The sequence below is a fragment of the Shewanella sp. HL-SH4 genome, assembly GCF_051164845.1.
Classification (GTDB): domain Bacteria; phylum Pseudomonadota; class Gammaproteobacteria; order Enterobacterales; family Shewanellaceae; genus Shewanella; species Shewanella glacialimarina.
In genome coordinates, this window is the sequence record NZ_CP195037.1 from 2,595,486 (window position 1) to 2,619,458 (window position 23,973).

The 23,973-nt window shown below is 43.7% G+C and carries 14 protein-coding genes; 4 read left to right on the forward strand and 10 right to left on the reverse strand.

The window, feature by feature from the left end; translation table 11 throughout:
- Window positions 1-274: 274 nt before the first annotated feature.
- The 5 genes from ushA to ACRWQL_RS12355 all read right to left on the reverse strand — a co-directional run bounded on the left by ushA (window position 275) and on the right by ACRWQL_RS12355 (window position 10,954).
- Window positions 275-2,017, reverse strand: a complete 1,743-nt coding sequence (gene ushA / locus ACRWQL_RS12335; RefSeq protein ID WP_434950227.1) for a bifunctional UDP-sugar hydrolase/5'-nucleotidase UshA — start codon at window positions 2,015-2,017, stop codon at window positions 275-277.
- Between the two features lie 154 nt (window positions 2,018-2,171).
- Window positions 2,172-4,820: an endonuclease gene (locus tag ACRWQL_RS12340; RefSeq protein WP_434950229.1), complete on the reverse strand. Its 2,649-nt coding sequence runs from the start codon at window positions 4,818-4,820 to the stop codon at window positions 2,172-2,174.
- 74 nt (window positions 4,821-4,894) lie between these two features.
- Window positions 4,895-8,143: an ExeM/NucH family extracellular endonuclease gene (locus tag ACRWQL_RS12345; RefSeq protein ID WP_434950231.1), complete on the reverse strand. Its 3,249-nt coding sequence runs from the start codon at window positions 8,141-8,143 to the stop codon at window positions 4,895-4,897.
- A gap of 33 nt (window positions 8,144-8,176) precedes the next feature.
- Window positions 8,177-9,229 carry a porin gene (locus ACRWQL_RS12350; protein ID WP_434927327.1) on the reverse strand — a complete coding sequence of 351 codons (1,053 nt, stop codon included), beginning with the start codon at window positions 9,227-9,229 and terminating at the stop codon, window positions 8,177-8,179.
- A gap of 621 nt (window positions 9,230-9,850) precedes the next feature.
- Window positions 9,851-10,954, reverse strand: a complete 1,104-nt coding sequence (locus tag ACRWQL_RS12355) for a phosphoribosylaminoimidazolesuccinocarboxamide synthase (protein ID WP_434950233.1) — start codon at window positions 10,952-10,954, stop codon at window positions 9,851-9,853.
- Window positions 10,955-11,191: 237 nt separating this feature from the next.
- On the opposite strand from ACRWQL_RS12355, the gene ACRWQL_RS12360 reads away from it, so the two are divergent.
- Window positions 11,192-12,154: a DMT family transporter gene (locus ACRWQL_RS12360; protein ID WP_434950235.1), complete on the forward strand. Its 963-nt coding sequence runs from the start codon at window positions 11,192-11,194 to the stop codon at window positions 12,152-12,154.
- A 100-nt stretch (window positions 12,155-12,254) separates the two neighbouring features.
- On the opposite strand, the gene ACRWQL_RS12365 is transcribed toward ACRWQL_RS12360, so the two are convergent.
- The 5 genes from ACRWQL_RS12365 to uvrA form a co-directional block, all read right to left on the reverse strand.
- The gene (locus ACRWQL_RS12365; RefSeq protein WP_434950237.1) at window positions 12,255-12,824 is read right to left on the reverse strand and encodes a LemA family protein; all 570 of its coding nucleotides are present in this window, start codon (window positions 12,822-12,824) and stop codon (window positions 12,255-12,257) included.
- A gap of 9 nt (window positions 12,825-12,833) precedes the next feature.
- On the reverse strand, window positions 12,834-13,856 hold the full coding sequence (locus ACRWQL_RS12370) for a hypothetical protein (RefSeq protein WP_434950239.1): 1,023 nt from the start codon (window positions 13,854-13,856) through the stop codon (window positions 12,834-12,836).
- 236 nt (window positions 13,857-14,092) lie between these two features.
- Window positions 14,093-15,964, reverse strand: a complete 1,872-nt coding sequence (locus ACRWQL_RS12375; protein ID WP_434927320.1) for a DEAD/DEAH box helicase — start codon at window positions 15,962-15,964, stop codon at window positions 14,093-14,095.
- Between the two features lie 195 nt (window positions 15,965-16,159).
- The gene (locus ACRWQL_RS12380; RefSeq protein ID WP_434950240.1) at window positions 16,160-17,200 is read right to left on the reverse strand and encodes a M20/M25/M40 family metallo-hydrolase; all 1,041 of its coding nucleotides are present in this window, start codon (window positions 17,198-17,200) and stop codon (window positions 16,160-16,162) included.
- Window positions 17,201-17,236: 36 nt separating this feature from the next.
- Window positions 17,237-20,122, reverse strand: coding sequence for an excinuclease ABC subunit UvrA (uvrA, locus tag ACRWQL_RS12385; RefSeq protein ID WP_434950242.1), 2,886 nt, complete (start codon window positions 20,120-20,122; stop codon window positions 17,237-17,239).
- A gap of 287 nt (window positions 20,123-20,409) precedes the next feature.
- Between uvrA and ACRWQL_RS12390 the strand changes: the two genes are divergently transcribed.
- The 3 genes from ACRWQL_RS12390 (at window position 20,410) to ACRWQL_RS12400 (ending at window position 23,973) form a co-directional block, all read left to right on the forward strand.
- The gene (locus ACRWQL_RS12390; RefSeq protein WP_434927316.1) at window positions 20,410-21,777 is read left to right on the forward strand and encodes an MFS transporter; all 1,368 of its coding nucleotides are present in this window, start codon (window positions 20,410-20,412) and stop codon (window positions 21,775-21,777) included.
- Between the two features lie 54 nt (window positions 21,778-21,831).
- Entirely contained in the window at window positions 21,832-22,536 is a 705-nt protein-coding gene (gene ssb / locus ACRWQL_RS12395; RefSeq protein WP_434931078.1) for a single-stranded DNA-binding protein, read from the forward strand.
- A 141-nt stretch (window positions 22,537-22,677) separates the two neighbouring features.
- Window positions 22,678-23,973 (forward strand): tyrosine-type recombinase/integrase, encoded by a 1,296-nt coding sequence (locus ACRWQL_RS12400; protein WP_434950244.1) that lies wholly within the window; start codon window positions 22,678-22,680, stop codon window positions 23,971-23,973.

Consider the following 23,973-nt stretch of genomic DNA (forward strand, 5'->3'; position numbering starts at 1 on the left):
TTGTAAAGAAAACCGAAGAGCGTTCGTTATTAGAAAACTGAAAATGTCCTGATGCAGAGTAGAATCTAGTAAAAATAAGCAGAATTTTTTGGACTTATTGAGCGGTATAAAAAGCATTTTTATGTGGTAGGTTTTTTGAATGTGATGTTATTTTTGTAGGGTGTTATCTTGGTTTTTCGGACACATCCCTTAAAATAAACAGCGCCAAACCGAAAGGCCGGGCGCTGTTTAGGGTGTTAATAGAGCAGCCAATTAACCTTATTAGGTAGTAAGTTTAGCTGCTGCAGCCATCAGAATTTCTAGAGTTGATATAGCGAACATCTTTCGCTGTGTCATAGTCGACAGGATCGAGCGTTTCATGCTTTTTGATGAATTGATAAAGCATATCTGCATCAACAAAGCCTGTGTCTCTGGCCTGTTCCTTCAATTTGGGATATTTGTTACCGCCCGCAGCATTATAGCTAGGGAGGGTAAATCGATAGTTATCCTCTAGCTTGAAAGGCTTATTACCAACAGCGCTGATATCAACATCTTTAGCTTTACAGTCAACGGTCATCTTGATGCCGCTGAAGTGGGCAAAGCCTCCAGAGCCTTGAGTCATAAGTGCAACCTTAGACAAATACGCTTTCAGTTCGGCACCCTTCATCTCTGTCACAGTGACACTGTTAGAAAAAGGCAGCACCTCAAGCACATCACGATAACGAATAGGCCCTTTCTTTATGGTGGTACGAATACCGCCGGAGTTCATGATGCCAAAATCTGCAGGTACAGAGAGCTGGGTCTGAGCATGGGCTATCATAATCCCTAGAGGTGTCGCTTGGTAACGAACAACCTTTCGATCTCCAATGAAATTCGCCTTCGCAACACCAATCTCCTCTCGCAGTTTTACCTGACCATTGCGCTGATATGGACGCAGTAACTCGAGGGTTTCCGGATCTTTGGGGGTTAGCATAGAAGAATGCTGCATGAAACCATACTTGGTTTCAGTGTTCACTGGAACGAGCTCGTAGCTAGCCAAATGAAGCTGGCCACCGTAGTATTCAAAGTCAGCACGGCCAACATATTTGCCCCATTCGTAGGCTTGCATGATCCAAGTGCCATTTTGACGATCAGGCTTACAAGGCTCATCACGAGCATATTTTTTTACGTACTCACCTGTGTCTCCTTCCATACAGACAGGCAACTGTGAGTGACCGCCAATGATGGCTTGAATCTGCCCAGGTTCAAGACTGCGAGCTAGAGCTACATCACCCGGAGCATTACTGCCATGTCTACCATTTTCATAGTGACCCATGTGGGTGAGACCAAAGACCAGATCTGGTTGATGCTGCTCTTTAAGCTCTGCCAAAACTGCTTTTGCCTCAGCTTGAGCAGAAGTGAATTTTAGATTTTCAACATACTCTGGATTACCTATCTCTGCTGTCTGCTCGGTAGTTAAACCAACAACGGCTAACTTTAAGCCCTGAACTTCGAATAGCTTGTAGGGCTCAAAGTAGCGTTGCCATTCACCATCGACTTGGCGATAGATGTTGGCCGATAACCAAGGGAATTTTGACCAGCTCCTCTGCTTATCCATCACTGTTGATGGATTATCAAACTCATGGTTACCGACGGCCATAGCGTCATAACCGAGGTGGTTCATGCCGATAAAATCTGGCTCGGCGTCTTGAAGATCAGACTCAGGAACGCCAGTATTGATGTCGCCACCGGAGAGCAGTAAAACCTGGCCTCCTTGTTCAATCACCTCTTTGCGGATCTGATCAAGAATGGTTTTGCGTGCTGCCATACCATACCCACCGTTTTCACTATGCCAAAAACGGCCATGGTGGTCATTGGTATGCAGCAGGGTGAAGCGCTTGCAGTCATCGCCTGCAGCAATACAGGCGACAGATGCCGTCACCTTAGGCGCTTTAGGAGCCTCTTCTAGCTTTTTCTTACCGCAGCCACTCAATGTAAACGCAAGTGCGATTGCTGAGCAGGTAAGAAGTAGGCTAGAAGGAAGGAGTGAAGTATTCATAATAATCCTTCAATATTAAACAGATACACATTGCCACTAGCTTTATCATCGTGAGAGAAATGCGCCAATATGAGATATAAGACAACGGCAGTACAGTTAAAAAAAAGCAGCAGCCAGAACGATACCGGTGCTGCTTTATAGGCTTAACTGATGATTAGCCTTGGCGGCGACGCAACCACATTAGCGGCAGTAGCAGAGTCATAAAACCACCTAAGCTACCCGCACCCTCTGGCTTAGTCCAACCAGTATCTTCGGTGTTTATTACCTCAATACTAACAGACTTACTGAAGCTTTCTTCGTCAACAGTTGCCGTAAGCTCGAACACAAGAACTTGATCGATATTGACGCTAGGAGATGTGACATCAAGTGTCAGACCTGCAGCAGTAAACACTGCCGTGTCTCCAGATACCTGCTTCCAGCTGTATTGAGTCCCTTCTGGCGCATCCGTAACTGTCGCTGTGATAGTCGTTTTATCACCTTCGGTCACTTTAGTCGTTCCAGCAAACTCTACATTTAGAGTCAAAGGCACGTTCATCACGCTCAAGCTAACATCTTTGATTGTTTCTAAACTACCGTCGCTGATGGTCAAGGTGAAGTTCAATGTCTCATCGGCTTTAACCATTGGTGCAGTCAGAGACAAGATAGCCTCACTGCCAACAACAGTCTTCTCTTCACCAGCAATCTGTTCCCACTTGTAAGTAAGGACAACACCTTCGCCAGCTTTGATTGCAGAGGCGTCTATGGTGTAAGCAGCGCCTTCATTGACACTATCAGGAGTAACGATATCGCCTTCGACTTCCAAAACAGGGTTTGGATCGTCACCACAGACTGCACCATACACTTCTTTTACTAACTCAGGACGGTCAATGAAAGGGTTACGGTTACCTTGGTATTTGTATACCTGGTTGTTACGATTCTGCTCGTAGGTATCTATAGCATCTAACTGGTTCCATGCATACAGAGTACAAAGTGTACCGATCAGCGGAGCGCTATCCTCGTCTGCAGTTGTTAAACGATCGACTGCGACTAGATCTGGCATTTGAGTCGTAGCAGTATCCGTGCCTTGATAACGAGTATCCATGTACATGAGCATTCGGGCAACGTCGCCTTTCACCTCATCACGAGGCTCCCAGCAGTCTGTCGTTTTGTCTAGGTAGTTACCCGTACCTACACCGTTGAATAGTACCTCTTCGCCTGTATCCTTACATGCACCAAAGTCATTGTTGCTTCGTGCAGAGTTAATACCAGGATCTGATGGACGTAGGTGATGTGCATCGGTATAACCCCATTGAGACTCGCTTGGGAAGCCATGACTCTTAGCCCAAACGTGCTCACGGTTCCATTTACCCACACCGCTACCACTACCCAGATTGTCGTACTTTGATATAGAGCTACCTGTGTAGATCTCAATAACATTTTTATCGTTGGCAGGATCTTGATCTGCATAGGTCAGCGTGCTCCAAACCTGCTTGTAGGTCAGATACTTGTGATCTTTTGCTATGATGGCCGACAATGCATTCTTAAGCTCTTCTGCAGAGGAAAAATTACCACTTAGTACATCTGAGTAATAGATCTCAGCATTGAACGTCGTAGGATCGGCAACCGGAGTCAGCGTCTCGCAACCGGTGCAAGGACCTGTTTCTGGCTCTGGTACTGGAGGTGTTACTGAACCATCGCAGGTATTTTCACCAGCACAACCTAGGCCATCAGCGGTATCAACATCGAATACTGCCCACTGATTGTTGGCACCTGGGAAATCTGCTTCGGCCACAGTATCACCAGCTGTTACACTGGCTTTACGACGTAAGGTCTTATTCGCACTAGAGAAATTAGCATCGTTTGGATCGGTCCAAGCAGAACCAGGGTCTTCGCCGCGTTTACCGAAGCGATCGATAACCACGTCATCTTTGGTTAATACTAGGGCATCATCACCGTTGAAAAAAGTGACGGTAGAAGCATTGCCGATTTTAAACGCATCAGCGGCCCCTGAGTTATGGAATACCAGACTTTTTCCTGGCGCTAAAGTGCCTGTTAAAGTCTCTGTATTACCTGGATCCGTACTACCATTACCGAACAGAGTTAGCTTGTAAACATTAGCATCTAGATCGATGGCGGTGCCACCAACGTTTGAAATCTCAATCGCTTTGTTGTTGCTGCTGCCTTCGATGTATTCGGTTAGCAACAGTAAGCCTGGAGTTGCTTCAGAGCCACAAGCGCTTTCACCTGAGCAGCCAAGGCCATCAGAAGTGTCTGTATCAAACACTACCCACTGATTGACTGCACCAGGGAAATCAGCCTCGGCCACTGTGTCACCGGAGGTAACGCTGGCTTTACGACGCAGTGTCTTATTTGCGGTGGAGAAATTTGCGTCGTTTGGATCAGTCCAAGCAGAGCCAGGGTCTTCGCCACGCTTACCGAAGCGATCGATAACCGCGTCGTCTTTGGTTAATACTAGTGCATCATCACCGTTGAAAAATGTTACGGTTGAAGCGTTGCCCACTTTAAAGGCATCAGCAGCACCAGAATTGTGGAAAACTAGGCTCTTTCCTGGCTGCAGAGTGCCTGTCAGCGTTTCAGTGTTACCTGGTGCTGATGCGTCAGCACCATTGCCAAATAGAGTCAGCTTATAAACGTTAGCATCCAAATCGATAGTACTGCTACCTAGATTGGATATTTCAATGGCTTTGTTGTTGCTGCTGCCTTCAATGTACTCAGTAATCAGTAAGTCAGCACTCGCCGCAGAAGAAAAAGCGCCCAGAACTATGGCAGTTGCGGTGGCAACTGCACTCATTTTAATTCTCATAATGTTATCTCTTTTGAATCTGTGATGGGAAGCGCACTGCTCGAAAGCAGGCGCTTCATTATCTAGTTGATCGCTTATTTGCGCAGACGACGGCGAATCGCTGCCAATCCGAACAGGGATAACAAGCTGATAAAGCCGGCGCTACCAGCTTTACCATCACCACCAGTGTTATCGGTTACTTCTTCGACAATGTCAGCAATCAAGGAGTCGCGACTAGATACCTTCGCTAGGAATGTTTGCTGAGACCCTTCTACAAGTTGGCCATTACGCATTAACTTTACAGTCACGTTGTAGATAGCTGATGGCGCACCGAAGACCTCGAAATTCACCAAAGCTGTTGCGTCATTAGAAAGGACCACATTAGGCAGCAGCAGTTGGGTCAAATCTAAACGCTGTTCATCATCATAAGGACTCATACTGATAGTTGCGATATCGCCCACTTGAGCAGAAATATCGGTAGGGATCTGGTAAGGGACCTTGATCAGCTTATTCAGTTTTGTCAGGTTCAGAGGCACGTCAGCATCCGCATCACCAGGCTTATAGCTAAGGCTAATGAGTGCAGGGTCGTGATCCGACGCGCGATACATGTCCGCTTTGTAAAACTTATGCGCGCCAGTACCGTCGATACTACCTTTAAAGCTGTTTTGGTAGTCATACAGGCCGGTCTCTGCAGCGTTAACATGCCAGTCAGTGGCATCAATCACGCGATCCTTCAGCGAAGGCGAGATCAAAATGTGATCAAGCGATCCTATTTCGTCACTGAAAGAGTAACTCCAAGGCGTTTTGCCCTTCTCTTTAAACTTTTCACCGACAATATCGATATAGCCGTAAGTCTTAGTGATAGTGACTGGAGAGCCATCTTCGTTAAACTGAGGCTTAGGCCCAAGGAAAGTGTGGCTAGCAGTGACGATCGTCTTATTACGTGGGTTCTCGGTAAGAACCAGTACAGGATCTTCTTTACCATAGGCGTTCAAATCACCAAGGATGATCTTATCCCCAACCACATCTAGCATCTCTTCACCTAAGTGCACGGCACCGGCTACGCGGAACTCAGCACAAGACCCCTGGTAATCTAGATCGGGTGCTTCACGATTGTTCCAAGTTGTAGCATTGCCAAACTCAAGACCTTGCCATTCTTCCCAACAAGTAGAGCCTTTTGACTTAAGGTGATTTACAGCTAGCGTCAAGCGCTTGCCTGTTTGGTTAACGATAAAGGTTACCACCAAGGCATCGCGGTGGTAGTTTTGACCGTCTTCTAATATCTCTTGATTTTGATCTTTGATCACCTCACCTAAGTCGTTGACGATAGTAGGCGCTCTTTGCTGAGGCATTGGGATAACGCGAGTGCGCTCAATGCTCATCTTGCTTGGGCGATAGATGATACCTGTAGCAATGGCGTCAGAACCAATGGCGTCTAGATTATCCAGCATTTGATTGCCGTTGTTGTCAAAACCAACAAACACATAACGGTTTTCAGTAGAGGTAGGGCCATTGTAATCCTGGGCGCGCTCATCCACATACTGGATATTGACCTGGTTCACAATCTCAGCAATGGCACTGTCATTGCCAAAACCATTGTTTTCAATCTCCATCAGGGCCATCACATCGGCATCCTGAGCACGAATAATTTCTACCAGCTTAGTTCTCTGGTGAATGTATTCATCGTAGGTATCAGCGCCTCGGCTCTGACCAAAGTTGTTGTTGTCGCCACCGAAAGGAGAGTTAAAGAAGTTAAACAGGTTCTGACTGGCAACACGGATGGCAAACTCATCTTCTGCCACAGTGTCATTCAGATCAGGCTTATTAGTACGCGGTAGGTTGTGAATAAAGTTATCACTCGTCAACTGATTGGTTATGGTCAGGCTGTAGTCCTGGTCATACTTATCAGTGCCAGGGATCAGCTCAGTTTCATATTGACTGATCACACCCTGCGCATTAACGAGACTATCGTCAATACGAATATAGTTAGTGTGTGGGTCACTGTTAAAGCCTGCGTAATAAGGCAACTCGGTGCCGTTGGATTTAGGCGAACTTTCAATCACTAAACGATAGTCATTGTTCTGCTCATAAGCCGCTTTAGACTCTGGGCTTCCAGCAACATGCAAGTGGTTAGGCTGTAAATTAGGACGCTTATAAGCCGCCACCATGTTGTTACGACCGTTAGGAGTTGACAGGTAGTTGTAGCTGAAGCTGCGAGCAATACGCATATCTTGGTCGCCATCAGTCTGAGGATCCAGATCTGTAGGCAAGTTAACCAACATACCTTCATAGCGTTCTAGGGTCTTATCGAAAGAGCCGTTATCAGCGCTAATAACCTCAATATCTGTAGGCAGCGTTAGAATGTTAGTATCAGTAACGTTCCAGCTAAATGCCGTATCAGCTGACAGTTGCGTCTGGCCTTGGTATTCAGCTACTTTACTACCAACACAAACAGTTTGACCTACTTTTAGATCACCAGCAGCGCTAGAGCTAACAAAGATACCATCGGAAGTCTCAGAGTCGTTATCAGAAACAAGATTGCGAAGATAGAAGCCTTCGTTAGGGATAGAAACCTTAACTGAGATGATCCCCTCTACGGCAACTTTTTCATCTGATTCAGTCTTACCTTCAGCAATTAAAGGCGAGGTAAAGCCTGTCCCCTGAACTTCGCTAGGAGACATGATTTCACTCTTATCCGTTGGACAAGTGAAAATATCCATGATGTCGGCAGCATCAGCAGCGGGCAGCTCTGATTTACCTAAATCATCAAATCTCATTGGTAATATGTTCTGCCACTTAGTCGCATCGAAGGTGCTTGATTGAGCGGGATTGTTGCCATCAGCGGCTTGTTTACGACGTAAAGTGGTATTCGGTGCCCACTTGCTACCGTCATTCACTGCTCCAACACGATCAATAACGGTATCACCATTTTTCAGGAAAAAGCCGTCATTGCTGGTCATGAACAGGTTGTTATACCTATTGCTGCTGTCATATGTAGAGACAACAACTGTGCCACCTTGAGTCGCAATAGCATTACGAAACTCTTCAGTCGATCGACTATTAACAATAACCATAGACGCGCCGGAGGCAAGCGTCTGACCACTCAACAGCGGCTTAGCATCAGCGTTGAGTAACTCGTTGTCATACTTACCGTCAGAGCGTTGGAAAGCTGTAATATCATCAGTAAAAGTGAAGGCATCAGAGCCTGTATTAGTGATCTCAACCGCGCCAACATTAGCATCGGCACTTTGGGTCATTTCGGTGATCAGCAGGTCTTGAACGCCAGCGAAGGCGCCCATGCTGATGGTGCTGGCTATGGCCAGCGATAGGAAACTTTTTTTCATAGTAAACTCTATAAAAGTTGAATTCAATTCGGACTAGAAGTACATACGCGCATAAGCGTAGGCTGCTTCAGGGGCTTCGCCAACTCGGCCTTCTAGGGACAGCACGATGTCGCGGGCAGGACGATAGTTGAAACCTAAACTGGCCCACTGACGCTCTTTTCCGTACTCAGGTGGCAGTTCGGAGTAGTCGTAGTTAGGACCAATAAGATCCCAGCCCTCGTACTCTTCGTGGTTTACCGAGCTGATGATTTCCCAGTGTTGGTTCAGGTCGTACTTAGCACTTACCGTTACTCCCTGATTACGGAAGGTCTGATAATCTAGGTATACGTCACCGCTCTTACGTGTTGATAAGTCTTCATCTTCTACAAAACCATTTAAACCAATAGATAAATCTGGCATCAGTTTCAGGCGTGCACCGAAACCTATCTGTTGCTGCTCACCATATTTACTGATCCCGTTAGAGCCGCCGCGCGTTTCTAGGCCAACCACAACAGATAGCAGATCAGACATCCACCCCATGTATCCGTTAATTATGTCACCTTGTAGCGCACCACTCTTGTGTTCACCATCGTATGAGTAAGAAGTTCCGAAAATTAGATTTTCAAATTCAGCTTGATACTTAACTGTGTTCTCTTGGTCACCCGCTTCACCGGTTTCAACGGACTTGTTGAAGGTAAAATCACCGAAGTGGTCGTAATCGTCGAATGCTGTATCGGTCAAGCCGAGCTCGATCCACTGTTGTTCGGTGAAGGCATAGCCTACGTACATTTTGTCGATGGCCAATTCGAACTCACCGTCTCCGCCTAGCCAGTTACGGCGTTGGTAATCGAGCTCAAGACGATAGGTAAATTGTTGACGTTGCCCGGTTACGCCCATGGTCGCGAAGCTATCATCTACATAACCCTTGGTATCGTAGAACTCATTGTGGTTGTAATCTGCGTGAGTATCAAAATGCCCACCGACACCCACTTCGCCATATAAGCGAACATTGTCGCCTTGACTGTCACCTTCTAGCATTACAGCGCTTACTGAACCTGCACTAAACATAGTGACAATAGCGATTGCAATTATTGATTTGTTTAACATTGCTGTTACTTCCGATTAGTAATTTGTCAGCCTATATTTGAAGGCTAAACTCAAAATTAAAAATATTTATTTATTAATTCGTAAACTGCTAACGGCTCAGAGAGGTGGAGCATTCGATGGTGAAATCACCAATATCTTTGTTACATATTTCATATATCAACCCCGTTTTTATAATACTATGGTTAATTTTTATTAACCTGGGTTGCGATTGTTACAGAGTTTGATTACAAAAAAAAGAAGTTCCAGTCACATTTTTAAAACATAAGTATATGTCAAATATAGAAAATTTTAAGACGCTTGACCGCTGTAGAGAACAGTGGTCTGACTTGTGTTATTTGGTTTCTAGAAAATCAGCCACTTAAGTGAGAACGTTGTGGTATGTGTTTTGTATAAAATGGTGTGAGAATAAAGGATGCTGTTTTTATAAGTAACGAAATGTAGATCATTAATCTGTTACTAGGTACTAAAAATAGCCAGTAAACCTCACTTAATAGCTTTAAAAGACTTTTATAAAGCTGAAAGCGGGTGTGAATGGCAAGTTAACAAAAAGGATGACATTACGTCATCCTTTTTTATGATCTGAAACCTAAAAGCGAGTACTTAAGGACTGGCACTTAAAAGCTAGTCGATAAGATCGTACTGGTTTTTTAGAATTTCAATAATGTCAGCTTTCGGGTTAGATGATAAAGTGATTTTTTTACCGGTCACTTTTTCAGCTACACCAGTATAGGTTTCTGACACCAACATCATCGCCGCTAACGGTAAATCATTATCGCGAGCTAATGCTTCGCGCTCAGGCATTCTGTCTTTATTTAATAAAATGTCGGCATCGTCAAAATGGTTTAATAAAAACTGGCGAAAACCTTCTTTTGAGTTTTCGACGATCTTGCCGTCACGATAAGCAGGACCGTCCCAAATGCGTGAAGAGTCAGGTGTACCGACTTCATCCATATAAATCAGTTTCGAGTGACCATCTTTATCAGTGACGTAACCAAATTCAAACTTGGTATCAACAAAGACTTGATCTAATTTGGCTAGCGCATCTGAAATAACATTGAAGCCTTGCTTGAGTAGTTTTTCATATAAATCGATATCGGAAGCTTGTTCAAAACCAAACGCTTGATAATTGGCTTCAATATCACTGCGGCTAATGTTGACATCATCTTGCGCAGGCACGCCTGGAATACCGGTTAAAATGCCTTTGGTCGACGGCGTGATTAATAGCTCAGGTAATTTTTGATCTTTGCTTAATCCCTCGGGTAAGGTGATACCACAGAATTCACGCTCGCCTTTAGCGTAAGCACGCCACATAGAACCGGTAATGTACTGACGACAAATAGCTTCAACTTTAATCGGACGGGCTTTTTGCACAATCCATACAAATGGATGCGGGATATCCAGAATATGGCTGTCTGCTAAGCCATTTGCAGCAAATAACTTAAACCAGTTATTTGAAATGGCGTTCAGTGCCGCACCTTTACCTGGAATGCCTTGTAAATTGCCTTCACCGTGAAAAATACAATCAAAAGCGGAAATTCGGTCACTGATCACCATGATAGCAAGCGGGGTATTTTCAGGTACGTTATAGCCTTTGTCTTTAATTAAACGACGACTATCAGCTTCAGTTAGCCAGTAAACACTGCGTACTTTACCGCTATGCACGGGTTTGTCTGTGCGGATAGGTAAATCGTTATTAACGGCTAAAACGGAATCGGCAAGACTCATAACGAGTATTCCTCTAGTTGAAGGTGTAAGGGCTATTTTTGATGGCGGCTATTTTACCCGTATTCCTCAGTTTTGCCACGTAAAAAGGCTAGGGTTAAATAGGCTTTTTTGATAACAGAACAATCATGGATATAATTTTGGCCGTAATAAGCAATATCGCCAGCAGACCGTAATATTAGCTGACAGGTATTCGCATATCAGGCAGTATTCAATTTTGTAAAATAAAGAGTCAATAACGTGACCAATACCCAAGTAGATAACACCGCCAAGTTAGGTCTGATTTTTGTTTCCATTGCGGTCTTTTTTTGGGGAATTTTACCCATAGCGTTGAAATTGTCAGGGCAGTTTATTGACCCCGTAACCTTGACCTGGTTTCGATTTGTCATGGCGTTTGTGGTGACATTTTTACTGCAATGGCGCTTTGGTAAGTTGAAACAATTTAGTGTCTTAGTGAGTAGCGACTGGCTCAAATTAAGTCTGGCCGGCATTTTGTTGATGTTCAATTACGTCTCGTTTGTTTACTCGCTCGACTATCTTGCCCCTGGCACTGCGCAACTAAACTTTCAAACCGCTCCCTTCTTTCTCGCTTTTGGTGGCGTGTTGTTGTTTAAAGAACGCTTAAATGCGATGCAGCTAAGTTGTTTTGCGACGTTAGCTATTGGTATGTTGATGTTTTTTCATCCGAACTTAAATTTGGGCAATACTGACAATCATCAAATAGTCATCGGGGTGATGATTGTGCAATTTTCGGTATTGTCTTGGACCAGCTATGCCTTATTGCAAAAATCATTAGGCGGTAAATTATCACCCAGTAATGTGTTGCTTTTTATCTATGGGCTGGGCATTTTTGCTATGGCGCCGTTTAGTGACTTTAGTCGTTTTGCATTAATGGATTCATCTAACTGGATGGTAGTTATTTTTTGCGGCGCCAATACCTTAATTGCCTACGGCTGTTTTGGTCAGGCGATGAAGTATTGGCCCACGGCTCAGGTTAGCGCCATGCTAGCCTTAACCCCGGTGCTAAGTTTCAGTTCAACGGCGTTAGTGGTGAGTTTTGGCTGGTGGAATGGGGTATTTAGCGCAGATAACCTAGATGCACTATCGCTAATGGGCATAGTGTTGATTATTTGTTCAGTGTTTGCGGTGCAAATATGGCCGCTATATTTGAAGCGTAAAGCAGCTAAACGGCTTGTGAGCTAAGTTTGCTATTCTATTATGCATGCATCAGCCTGAGTCCAGATAATAGTGACAGGGTATGATGCAGGTTTCTCATGCTCGCGCGAATGTCGTTCGATACAATTTAAAACTTAGGTTTGTACTCAAACTCAGCTTGGGCTTTGCTGTCGGTAAAAATTTCAATAGTCTGTTTTTTATTAAAAAAGCGATTAACAAGGTTATTCGGAAATGACTGAATATAGGCGTTAAAGTTAGCCACGTTTTGATTGAAAATTCTTACCGCCGCGCCTACATTGTCTTCTTGTTCGGTCACTTCATACATAAATTTAGCGAATGACTCCGACGCTCTCAATTCTGGATAAGCTTCAACAGCCACATGAATGCCTTTGATTAATGCTTGCGATGCCTGATCGACCTTGCTTTGTAATTGGGTATCAATATTATTGTCTTGTAGCGCATTAATCCCTTGGCGCAGAGCAGTGATTTTAGGTAATAACTCTTTTTCATAATCTTGGTGTTGCTGCAGCACGCGATCCAATTCTGGCATGATGCGACCCCGTTGTCTTTCCTGGGTTAACACGTCAGCCCACCCCCGCTGTACCGCGTTGTGCTCTTTAATAATGCCATTATAAATACTGAAAACAGCAATGGCGACGACAACCAGAATAGCGATGATAATGAAAGACGATTGCATAATTTATCCTTAATATAATGGGTTAGCACTGTGTTTGATGATTTGATTCACAAAGCCAAAAATACGGTTTACGGTGAACAATGAGGTCTCATTGAGCAGTTCTTGTTTAAATTTTGTCGGTGAACTAATGTCATAATCGATGGGCGGATTAAGTAAATGAGTATTTTTTTGATTGATCAACACACTGCCATCATAGGCGAATTCAATGGTGAGATCATCGAGCTTATGGGCTAATTGTTCGCACGCAACTACCACAGCCGGTTCTAAAAACTTCGCTGCATTAAATTCAGAGTTTGTTTGCAGGTAAAACTTTTTCTCGAATTCCCGCGAGGCAGGCATAAAGTGTTGTTGCCAATGCTTAGGCAACTTGCTTTTGCTCATCACTAAATGACTCGTGTTATTGATTGCGGGTAAAATCACTCCTTGGCGATAGTAGTGATCATAAACGGTGCGAGTGCGCGTTCTGCTTCCGCCTTTACCATCAGACTCTTGATAGGTTTCTGTTCTTCTATCGACATAGTGATGGTAAACCACAGAGGCACGAATTAATCCTAGTTCAGAGTTAAAATCGATTTCTTTTCCCCACTCAACATTTTGAGAATAATTACCTCGTTTAAAGTCGACAAATTTATGTTCAGCATTATTTAAAAATGTCGCTCCACAATCTGTCATATTGTAAAGATGCTTTAGGGCTTCATCTCTGAGTAAATTAGAGAGATCCTTTAGGCTTTTTTGACGCTTAAATACAGTAAAAATACTTGCTATGAGTGACAGTAAGCACAGAGCAAAGATAACAAAGTCACTGTGAGTATAACGATACAACTGACCTTGAGTCTCAAGGTGGAACCAATATCCTATGCTGGCGATAATGGCGGCTAGTATGCCGAGATATAAGTGAGCGTTGCGGTATTTAAGTTGGTGTGGATACGCGATAGCTTTGTCTAAACATTCTGTGACAACCGCAATAGATTCTGAGTCAGACACTTTCGCCTGCAGTTTTTTAATAAACTGAGTCAGGGCTTTATTATTCATTCTTTTTTTATCTGATAGAGACTTAACTTCAGGGCTGAATGCTGACATCGGTGGAGTAGGTTGTTCTTGTTAAGATAGTGTAGGTATATTACAAGGCAGAATTAATCTGTAAAGCGTTAACATTATGCGGGCAGTTACCTTTATATTTTATGAGATTGGCATAACCGAGAGTAAAAACAAAAATGGAGCCGTTAGGCTCCATTTTTTATTCAGATAACTGAATGATTTACAGGTAATTAACCATTGTCACGTGGTTTACGTGGACGACGTTCTGCACTAGCAGGACGGTCACCAGCTGGGCGGTCAGTACGTGGACGACGGTCGCCTGATGGGCGGTCACCACGTGGACGACGAGGTGCAGCTGCACCACGGCCAGAATCAACGAAAACTTCATCACCGGCTTCGCGAATGTTAAGTGGACGACCACAAACACGCACTTTTCTTAAGTGAGTTAACACGTCTTTTGGCATGCCATCTGGTAAATCAACGGTAGTCACTTGATCATATAACTGGATTTGACCAATATAGCGGCTGTCGATGTTAGCTTCGTTAGCAATTGCGCCAACAATGTTACCCACACCTACACCATTTTCACGACCCACATCAATTACATAGCGGTTCATTTTCACGTCTGGATTATCTTTTAATCCTTCAGGTTGACCAAATGTAGTTGGTGTTGATGGACGGTTGCTGCGCTCACTGCGTTCACGACGAGGGCGATCGCCACCATCACGAGAACCACGGTCATTACGGTCACTACGCTCATCACGTGAATCACGTTGACGCTCTTGGATCGGCGGTAACTGAAGTGGACGCTCTTGCTGCACTTGCTGTAATAACGCCGCGGCTAATAAATCGGTATCGATTTCTAGCTGAGTACATAATTCTGCAACGGCATTTTTCATGAAATCTAAGTCACCGTTTAAGGTTTCTTGAATTTGCTCACCTAAACGAGATAAACGGCGTTCTGCAACCGATTCTGGTGTAGGAATTTTCATTGGTGCAATACGGCTGTTTGTTGCACGTTCAATTGTGCGAAGCATACGCATTTCACGGCTTGTCACAAACAAAATTGCCATACCTGTACGACCCGCACGGCCAGTACGGCCAATACGGTGAACATAAGCTTCTGTATCATATGGGATATCGTAGTTAACTACGTGTCCAATACGTTCAACGTCAAGACCACGGGCCGCAACGTCAGTCGCAATTAGAATATCTAACTTGCCACTTTTTAACTGTTCGACAGCACGTTCACGTGCTTGTTGGTTCATATCACCATGTAATGGTGATGAAGCATAACCACGTGCTTCTAATTTTTCTGCTAACTCAACACAGCTATTACGGGTACGGACGAAAATGATCACACCTTCAGTGTTTTCAACTTCTAATACGCGTACTAATGCTTCTAGTTTATTGTGTTGTGATACTTGAACATAGCTTTGCTCAATTGACTCAACCGTTGCTTGGCTAGACGCGATGCTGATATTAACTGGGTTAGTTAAGTGCTTGCTTGCAACACGCTTAATTTGCTCAGGCATAGTGGCTGAGAATAATGCAAGTTGGCTGTTAGCTGGCTTATGCTCTAATACCCATTCGATATCATCGATAAAGCCCATTTTTAACATTTCATCAGCTTCATCAAGCACTAATGCTTTTAATGAATCTAACTTTAATGTGCCACGACGCATGTGATCCATTACACGACCAGGTGTACCTACAATCACTTGTGGTCCACGCTTAAGGGCGCTTAATTGCTGATGCATACTTTGACCGCCGTAAATAGGCAGTACGTGGAAGCCTTTCATATGTTTAGCATAACTACCAAATGCTTCTGCTACCTGAACGGCTAGCTCACGAGTCGGTGCTAATACTAATATTTGAGGGGCGTTTAGATTGATATCTACTTTGTTAAGCAGTGGTAATGCAAAAGCACCTGTTTTACCAGTACCAGTTTGCGCTTGACCGATAATATCTTGTCCTGCCATAAGCGGGTCGATACTAGCTGCTTGAATGGGTGTTGGGTTCTCATAGCCTAATTCGTCTAGAGCACGCAACAAGTTCTCAGACAGGCCGAGTTCGCGGAAAGTTCTTTCATTGGATGACATTGGGTTGTAGCCTTGTGGATGTGCACGAAATTCGGATGCTCGTGCTGAGTTTCACAGACAGAAAATCAACCCCGTGTCGATTTCCCGCGCCGAAAGGGCGATATTATAGCAACCATTTTGCGGTTTGACTATATAAAATATAATAAATAATTCAATGTGGCCTGATTATTGCCTTATTTAAACTTAATTTTTGGGTTATTTTTCTTTTAACTGCATGTTAGTTTGTGTAATAAAGCTAAAGGCCACTTCCGTTACGCTGGTTAGGAAGTCGATATTTAGCGTGTCTATGGTGTCATCAACCGTATGGTATTTGCTGTGCGGTGGTACGCCAAAATATATCCAGGGAATACCCGCTTTATGAAAAGGGTAGTGGTCGGAAGCTTTTAGCCAGTTCATGCGCTTTATACCCGCGGTGTTAAATTTTGAATAACTTAGTCGGATACACATTTGATGCTGTTGACTTAGCCAAGCTTGTGTCTGGCTAAAGTGGCTGAAGTTTTGCTCGCCTTCTATATAGATTGCCCGCGGTCTTGAGGGGTGGCCAATCATGTCTAAGTTCATTGCAAGTTCAACCTCCATATCAGGGGTTGCTATAATCTGCTCTACTAATCCATAGCTACCATATAATCCTTGCTCTTCAGCGTCCGTGGCAACCAACATGAGATTAATATCTTTTAAGCCGGTTAATTGCCATTGTTTTGCCATAGCCAGCAAGCCTGCTACACCAGAAGCGTTGTCGTCAGCACCATGAAAAATACGCTTACCCTGTTGGCCTAAATGATCATAGTGGGCGGTAATCACTCGCCAGCGGTTTGATGGCACGCGGCTTGGAATTATGCCTATCATATTAACCCCTTGCAGTTGGCTAAATTGGTATTGATAGTTAAAAGTGACTTTAAAGGATTGCTGCCAAGGGATTAAACCAATGTCAGTAAAACGTTGAGCCAGGTAGTTTTGTGACAAAACAGCCCCTTGGGTACCGGTTTTACGGCCGCTAAATTCTATGGCGGTAAGCGTGCGGATATCTTCAATAATTTGGGACTGGTTGGCCCATTGATGTTGCGGCGGCAAATTACAATTTATTGAAGCGATATTGGCGCAGCCTGTTAGCATGATTAACAATGCGATACACATTAAGTGAGGGATTAACTTAGGGCGTGTGAGGATGCTGATATTTATTGGTAAAAGGCGGGTATTTCCCTTTAGCGGAAAGGCAGATTGAAGCGTGCTTGTCATCTGGTGCTCTCCGTAAAGGGAATGAATCGACTGTGATTATTTTTTAGTGCTTTTTTTAGTTTTGCTAACTTTATTATGTGCTGCACGCTGCTTATGTAATGCCAGCATCGGCTTTAAAAACCGTGCCGTGTGGGATGTTGGGTGCTCGGCCACATCTTCAGGGCTGCCTGCGACTAAAATCGTCCCGCCTCCGGAGCCGCCTTCTGGGCCTAAATCGATAATCCAATCCGCTGTTTGAATCACATCTAAGTTATGTTCAATCACCACAATAGTATTGCCGTGGGATTTAAGGCGGTGTAATACATCTAATAGTAGTTGAATATCAGCAAAATGAAGCCCAGTTGTTGGCTCGTCCAAAATGTATAAGGTTTTGCCTGTGTCGCGTTTTGACAGTTCTTTAGCCAGTTTGACACGCTGCGCTTCACCGCCAGATAGCGTTGTCGCACTTTGCCCTAAGCAAATATACGACAAACCGACATCCATCAGTGTTTGTAATTTGCGGGCAATTGCAGGAATCGCATCAAAAAACACGCGTGCTTCTTCAATCGTCATTTGCAGGACTTCGTGAATGTTTTTGCCTTTGTATTTTACTTCTAAGGTTTCACGGTTATAACGCTTGGCTTTACAGGCATCACAAGGCACATATACATCGGGTAAAAAGTGCATTTCGACTTTAATTAAGCCATCACCCTGGCACGCTTCACAGCGACCGCCTTTGACGTTAAACGAGAAACGACCCACTAGATAACCCCGGGTGCGGGACTCTTGAGTCGCAGCAAATATCTCCCGTATTGGCGTAAAAATACCGGTATAGGTAGCAGGGTTTGATCGGGGCGTTCGGCCAATTGGGCTTTGATCAATATCGACGACTTTATCGCAATGCTCCATGCCTTTAATTTCTTTATAAGGCGCGGGTTCATCTACCGTAGCGCCATTGAGCATGCGATGGGCAATCTTGAAGAAAGTATCATTAATCAGGGTCGATTTACCCGAACCCGACACACCGGTTACGCAGGTTAATAGGCCGACTGGAATAGTTAAGTCGACATTTTGCAGGTTATTGCCTGTTGCGCCAAAGAGTTCGATGACTTTACTTGGGTCGATAGGAGTGCGCTGATCACTAATGTGAATTTGTTTTTTGCCTGACAGGTATTGACCCGTAACAGATTCAGCACAATTAAGAATATCGTTTAAGGTACCCTCTGCAATAATCTCCCCGCCATGAACCCCTGCGCCAGGGCCAATATCAATGACATGGTCAGCCATACGAATGGCGTCTTCATCGTGCTCTACCACAATGACGGTATTACCTAGATCACGCAGGTGCATTAAGGTATGCAATAGACGTTCATTGTCACGTTGATGCAGACCGATTGAAGGTTCATCGAGCACATACATTACTCCGACTAAGCCGGCACCAATTTGGCTAGCAAGACGAATACGCTGCGCTTCACCGCCTGATAAGGTGTCGGCTGATCGGGATAAACTTAAATAATTAAGACCGACATTAACCAAGAAGCCTAAACGTTCACCAATTTCTTTTAAAATTTTGTCAGCAATTTGTGCCCGCTGGCCATCAAAAGTTAATTCAGCAAAATAGCTTTTAGCTTCGCCAATTGACCAGGTGGTCAGCTGTGGCAAGTTGAGATCGCCAATAAACACATTGCGGGCTTCTTCACGTAAGCGTGAGCCACCACAGCTATTACAAGGCTGCATATTGATGAATTTAGATAATTCTTCACGTACCGAGTTACTTTCAGTTTCGCGGTAACGGCGATCCATATTATTGAGAATGCCTTCAAAGGGGTGATTACGTACCACTACATCGCCACGATCGTTTATGTATTTAAAGGCAATGCTTTGTTTACCTGAACCGTATAGCACCAGCTTTTTGATCTTGTCATTGAGCTGTTCAAAAGGGGCTTCAACATCAAATTTGTAGTGTTCAGCTAATGAACTAAGCATTTGAAAGTAATAAAAGTTACGACGATCCCAACCGCGAATTGCGCCGCCTGCTAAAGATAATTCACTATTGGTGATCACTCTTTCTGGGTCAAAAAACTGTTGTACCCCTAAACCATCACAGGTTTGACAAGCACCCGCTGGGTTATTGAATGAAAAAATACGCGGCTCAAGTTCGGTCATCGAATAGCCACAATGGGTACAGGCAAAGTTGGCTGAAAAAATCAGTTCTTCAGTCTTGTCATCTTCCATTGAAACAATTTTAGCAATACCACCGGACAGCTCTAATGTGGTTTCAAATGATTCAGCTAAACGTTGTTTTAAGTCTGGACGCACTTTAAAGCGGTCGACGACCACTTCAATGGTATGTTTTACGTGTAAATCAAGCGTTGGTGGGTCGGTTAAATCGCAAACTTCACCGTCAATTCGGGCGCGGATATAACCTTGGGCAGCTAAGCTTTCTAATAATTTTACGTGCTCACCTTTGCGATCATTAATCACAGGAGCCAGAAGCATTTGACGGCTGTCTTCTGGTAATGCGAGTACCTTATCGACCATTTGGCTGACAGTTTGAGCCGCTAAAGGTTGTGCATGTGTGGGGCAGCGCGGCTCACCAACACGGGCAAATAATAGTCGCAAGTAATCGTAAATCTCGGTCACTGTGCCAACCGTTGAACGTGGGTTATGCGAGGTCGATTTTTGCTCAATCGAAATTGCTGGGCTTAATCCTTCGATATGATCAACATCAGGTTTTTCCATTAAACTTAAAAATTGGCGCGCATAGGAGGATAAAGACTCGACATAGCGGCGCTGGCCTTCTGCATACAAAGTATCGAAGGCTAATGACGATTTTCCTGAACCAGATAATCCTGTGATAACAATTAGCTTATCTCTCGGGATGGTTAAATTGATGTTTTTAAGGTTGTGGGTTCGGGCACCGCGGATTTCAATATTGTCCATTTACTCGCTCTATGTTCGCTATGGGGCAAAATGGGTTTTAGTATCGCACATTAAGCACAAGCTGTAAGGGGCTGTTAATCTTTCTAGGTGATTTACCTTAAAAGTTCAACAAACACAGATTATTTATCATAGTGATATGTCGTCTTGGCTAGTACGAATAGAACCCAAAAATAGATTAGTGATATTTTAAATTCAGCTTTAACTCTCAAACTGTGATTTCCTTTTGAGCATGTGATTCAGGCTATGGTAATATGCGCGATTCGTAGAATTGCTAAAAAGGTATTTGAATGGCCAGTAATGGGCTGTCGGGCATGGAAAAAAAGGTCGCGTTTTCGTTAGCCAGTGTATTTGGTTTACGGATGATGGGGCTATTTATGATCATGCCGGTATTTGCGTTATATGGGCAACACCTTGAAGGATTCTCTCCACTTTGGGTGGGTATTGCCATAGGTGCCTATGGACTTACCCAGGCTATGTTACAAATTCCGATGGGTATACTGTCTGATAAGTATGGCCGCAAACCGATCATTATGGCTGGGTTAGTGGTATTTGCCATTGGCAGTTTAATTGCCGCCTCATCTGATCATATTTATGGCGTAGTATTTGGCCGCGCTGTTCAGGGGATGGGCGCAATTGCGGCAGCTGTTTTAGCACTAGCGGCTGACTTAACCCGTGATGAGCAACGTACCAAAGTGATGGCCGTTATTGGTATGTGTATTGGTTTTTCATTCGCGCTTTCTCTTTTGCTTGGCCCTTTAGTGGCACAACATCTTGGCTTAACTGGTATATTTCTACTGACGGCAGTGTTAGCTGTTGTTGGTATTGTGATAGTGCAATTTTTGGTACCAAACCCTATCAGTCAAGCTCCTAAAGGCGATACTTTAGCCGCACCCGCCAAACTCAAAAAAATGTTGCTAGACCCGCAGTTGTTTCGCCTAGATGCAGGTATTTTTATTTTGCATTTAGTATTAACTGCGGTGTTTGTTGCATTACCATTAGATTTGGTCGATGCCGGTTTAGTTAAAGAAAAACATTGGATGTTATATTTCCCCGCGTTTATTGGCGCATTCTTTTTGATGGTGCCATTGATCATTATCGGGGTGAAAAAGAATAACACCAAAACCATGTTTCAAATTTCGCTGTTATTGATGATGGCATCCTTAGGTGCTATGGGGATTTTTGCTGATAATTTATGGGTGCTAAGTGGGGCGGTAGTATTATTTTTTACCGGTTTTAATTATCTTGAAGCTTCATTGCCTAGCTTGATCGCCAAGTTTTGCCCTGTGGGTGATAAAGGTTCTGCAATGGGAGTGTATTCTACCAGTCAGTTTCTTGGGGCGTTTTGTGGTGGTATGTTAGGTGGCGGAGCCTATCAGTTGGTTGGTGCCTCTGGGGTGTTTTTTGTTGCGCTTGGGCTAATGACACTGTGGCTATTTTTGACTTTTGGTATGGCTAAACCCGTACTGCTAAAAAGTTATACCCTTGAAGCTAATATAAAAGATCGGCCCCATGCACAAACAATGGCCGCACAGTTATCAAATTTGACCGGTGTAGCCGAAGCAATAGTGGTACTTGAGGACAAAGTCGCCTATTTAAAGGTGAATGACGATTTCAATTTAAGCGAAGCCAGAGCTGTGTTAGGCTCTGTCAATTAGATCATTTTGATCAACCGAATAAGTATATAGAAAAGATAATCGCAGGAGATTTCGATGGCCAGTCGTGGTGTGAATAAAGTCATTTTAGTGGGTAACTTAGGTAAGGATCCTGAGGTACGTTACATGCCAAATGGTAATGCCGTTGCCAATTTTACTGTCGCGACAAGTGAGTCGTGGAAAGACCAACAAGGTCAGCTACAAGAGCGTACTGAATGGCATAACATTGTTATGTACCGTCGTTTAGCTGAAGTGGCCGGCGAGTACCTTAAAAAAGGCTCAAAGGTTTACCTTGAAGGCAAATTGCAAACCAGTAAGTGGCAAGATCAAACTACCGGTCAAGACCGTTATAAAACTGAAATCAATGCGATGGAAATGCAAATGCTTGACAGCCGCAATAGCGGTGCAGGTCAAGATAATAACCAATATGATCAAACTCCGCAGCAACGCGCTCCACAAGCGCCACGCCCAGCAGCCCAGCCTCAGTACAATCAAGCGGGTGCTAACCAAGGTTCAAACCAGGATAGTCATCAAAACTCAGCGGGTGGCTACCAACAAGCGCCTGCTCAAGGCGGTTATGCTCAGCAAAATAAGCCAGCACCACAACAACCTGCTTATGCACCAAAGCCACAAGCTCCACAAGGTAATTATCAACCACAAGCTCAACAAAATGCAGCACCAGCACAGCGCCCAGCACCTCAGCCTGCTCAAAACTTCACTCCTGATTTGGATGAAGGTTGGGATGATGATATTCCGTTCTGAGGAATACATAAATAGTAAATGTTGATTAAAACTAGAAGAGGTCTGTTTATACAGGCCTTTTTTGTTTTTGTCATTAAAATGTGTTGACAAAAATTAGCCTAGGAATTATACATAAATATGTGTAGATAATAGGTGCGTCATATGTCGAAAATTAGAGATCTTATTTTTAGTAATGGTGAGCGTTATCCAATCCTGATTGAAGAGGGTGGAGTGCCTAATTATTGGGTAACTTTGTACGTTACTGAAAAGTTAAGAACGACGCATACTCAATCTGCAATTTCAAACTCTCTTGCCCACTTGGTTCATTTACAATTGTGGGAAAGTATTAATAATCGAGATCTAGTAGGTGAATTTCATCAAGGCAAGTTGTTAACGGATGAAGATATCTATTCAATACGTGATCACTGCATTTTAGATACAAGAAGCTTAAAGAAGTGGCTTAAGTCATCAGAAAAAAATGTTGTTAAGTTTGCTTCTGCTTCAACGGCAAGCGTTACACCAATTCAAAGAGTTTCTAATAATCATGCAGCAAACCGATTAACTCAGATTGCTGCCTTTCTATGCTTTACTGCTCGAACCATTCTTAAAACTCAGCTGATCGAAGAAAAAGTTTCAAATGATATTGAAGCTATGAGTAAATCATTACTAGCCAATAAACCCAAAGGTAGTAAAGGGAAGGGGCTCGCTGCTGATCCAAACACAAAAGCACCGCCACCAAAAGCGTTTGAAAGGATATTAAGTATTACAAGAGAATCTTCACCAGATAATCCATTTAAAGGTGAAGATGTTAAATTCCGTAATGCAATAATTTTTGAGGTCATGGAAGCAACCGGGATGCGAGCCGGTGAAATACTAGCATTGCAGATTCGAGATATAGATTTCCAAAAAGGGACTATATCAGTTGTTCGCAGACATGATGCGATTGAAGATCCACGTAAGAAACAACCTGTAGCAAAAACAAATGAGCGCGTAATTCCGGTAAATAAAGTCATAACAAACAGGCTACGTGAATACATAATGGATAAGCGATCCAACATACCATCAGCTAGAAAACATCCTTATTTGTTTGTAACACACAAATATGGTGAACATCATGGTAAACCAATTTCCAACAGCACTTTTGTCAACCGAGTGTTAAAGCCTGCAATAGCTATTTATCCCGAACTACTTGAAGATATTACAAGGCATGGTTTTCGTCACAATTTTAATTACAAGCTCTCAAAAAAAATTGATGCTGTTAACAAGGCTGCTAAAGAAAATCCTGATATTCAACCAATTAATGAAAAAAAGGAAATTCAAATCCGTAAGGAGTTAAATGGTTGGAGTTCCGATAAAACGGCTGAAACATACAACTTGAGGCATATTAGAGAGGAAGCCGACAGAGTTATGAAAGAAGATATGGATCATTGGGCTAAGCGAGCAAAGAAGGATAAGTAG

Coding starts and splice junctions, on each gene's coding strand:
- ushA (WP_434950227.1), bottom strand. CDS start 2,017: ATGAATACTTCACTCCTTCCTTCTAGCCTACTTCTTACCTGCTCAGCA.
- ACRWQL_RS12340 (WP_434950229.1), bottom strand. CDS start 4,820: ATGAGAATTAAAATGAGTGCAGTTGCCACCGCAACTGCCATAGTTCTG.
- ACRWQL_RS12345 (WP_434950231.1), bottom strand. CDS start 8,143: ATGAAAAAAAGTTTCCTATCGCTGGCCATAGCCAGCACCATCAGCATG.
- ACRWQL_RS12350 (WP_434927327.1), bottom strand. CDS start 9,229: ATGTTAAACAAATCAATAATTGCAATCGCTATTGTCACTATGTTTAGT.
- ACRWQL_RS12355 (WP_434950233.1), bottom strand. CDS start 10,954: ATGAGTCTTGCCGATTCCGTTTTAGCCGTTAATAACGATTTACCTATC.
- ACRWQL_RS12365 (WP_434950237.1), bottom strand. CDS start 12,824: ATGCAATCGTCTTTCATTATCATCGCTATTCTGGTTGTCGTCGCCATT.
- ACRWQL_RS12370 (WP_434950239.1), bottom strand. CDS start 13,856: ATGAATAATAAAGCCCTGACTCAGTTTATTAAAAAACTGCAGGCGAAA.
- ACRWQL_RS12375 (WP_434927320.1), bottom strand. CDS start 15,964: ATGTCATCCAATGAAAGAACTTTCCGCGAACTCGGCCTGTCTGAGAAC.
- ACRWQL_RS12380 (WP_434950240.1), bottom strand. CDS start 17,200: ATGACAAGCACGCTTCAATCTGCCTTTCCGCTAAAGGGAAATACCCGC.
- uvrA (WP_434950242.1), bottom strand. CDS start 20,122: ATGGACAATATTGAAATCCGCGGTGCCCGAACCCACAACCTTAAAAAC.
- ACRWQL_RS12390 (WP_434927316.1), top strand. CDS start 20,410: ATGGCCAGTAATGGGCTGTCGGGCATGGAAAAAAAGGTCGCGTTTTCG.
- ssb (WP_434931078.1), top strand. CDS start 21,832: ATGGCCAGTCGTGGTGTGAATAAAGTCATTTTAGTGGGTAACTTAGGT.
- ACRWQL_RS12400 (WP_434950244.1), top strand. CDS start 22,678: ATGTCGAAAATTAGAGATCTTATTTTTAGTAATGGTGAGCGTTATCCA.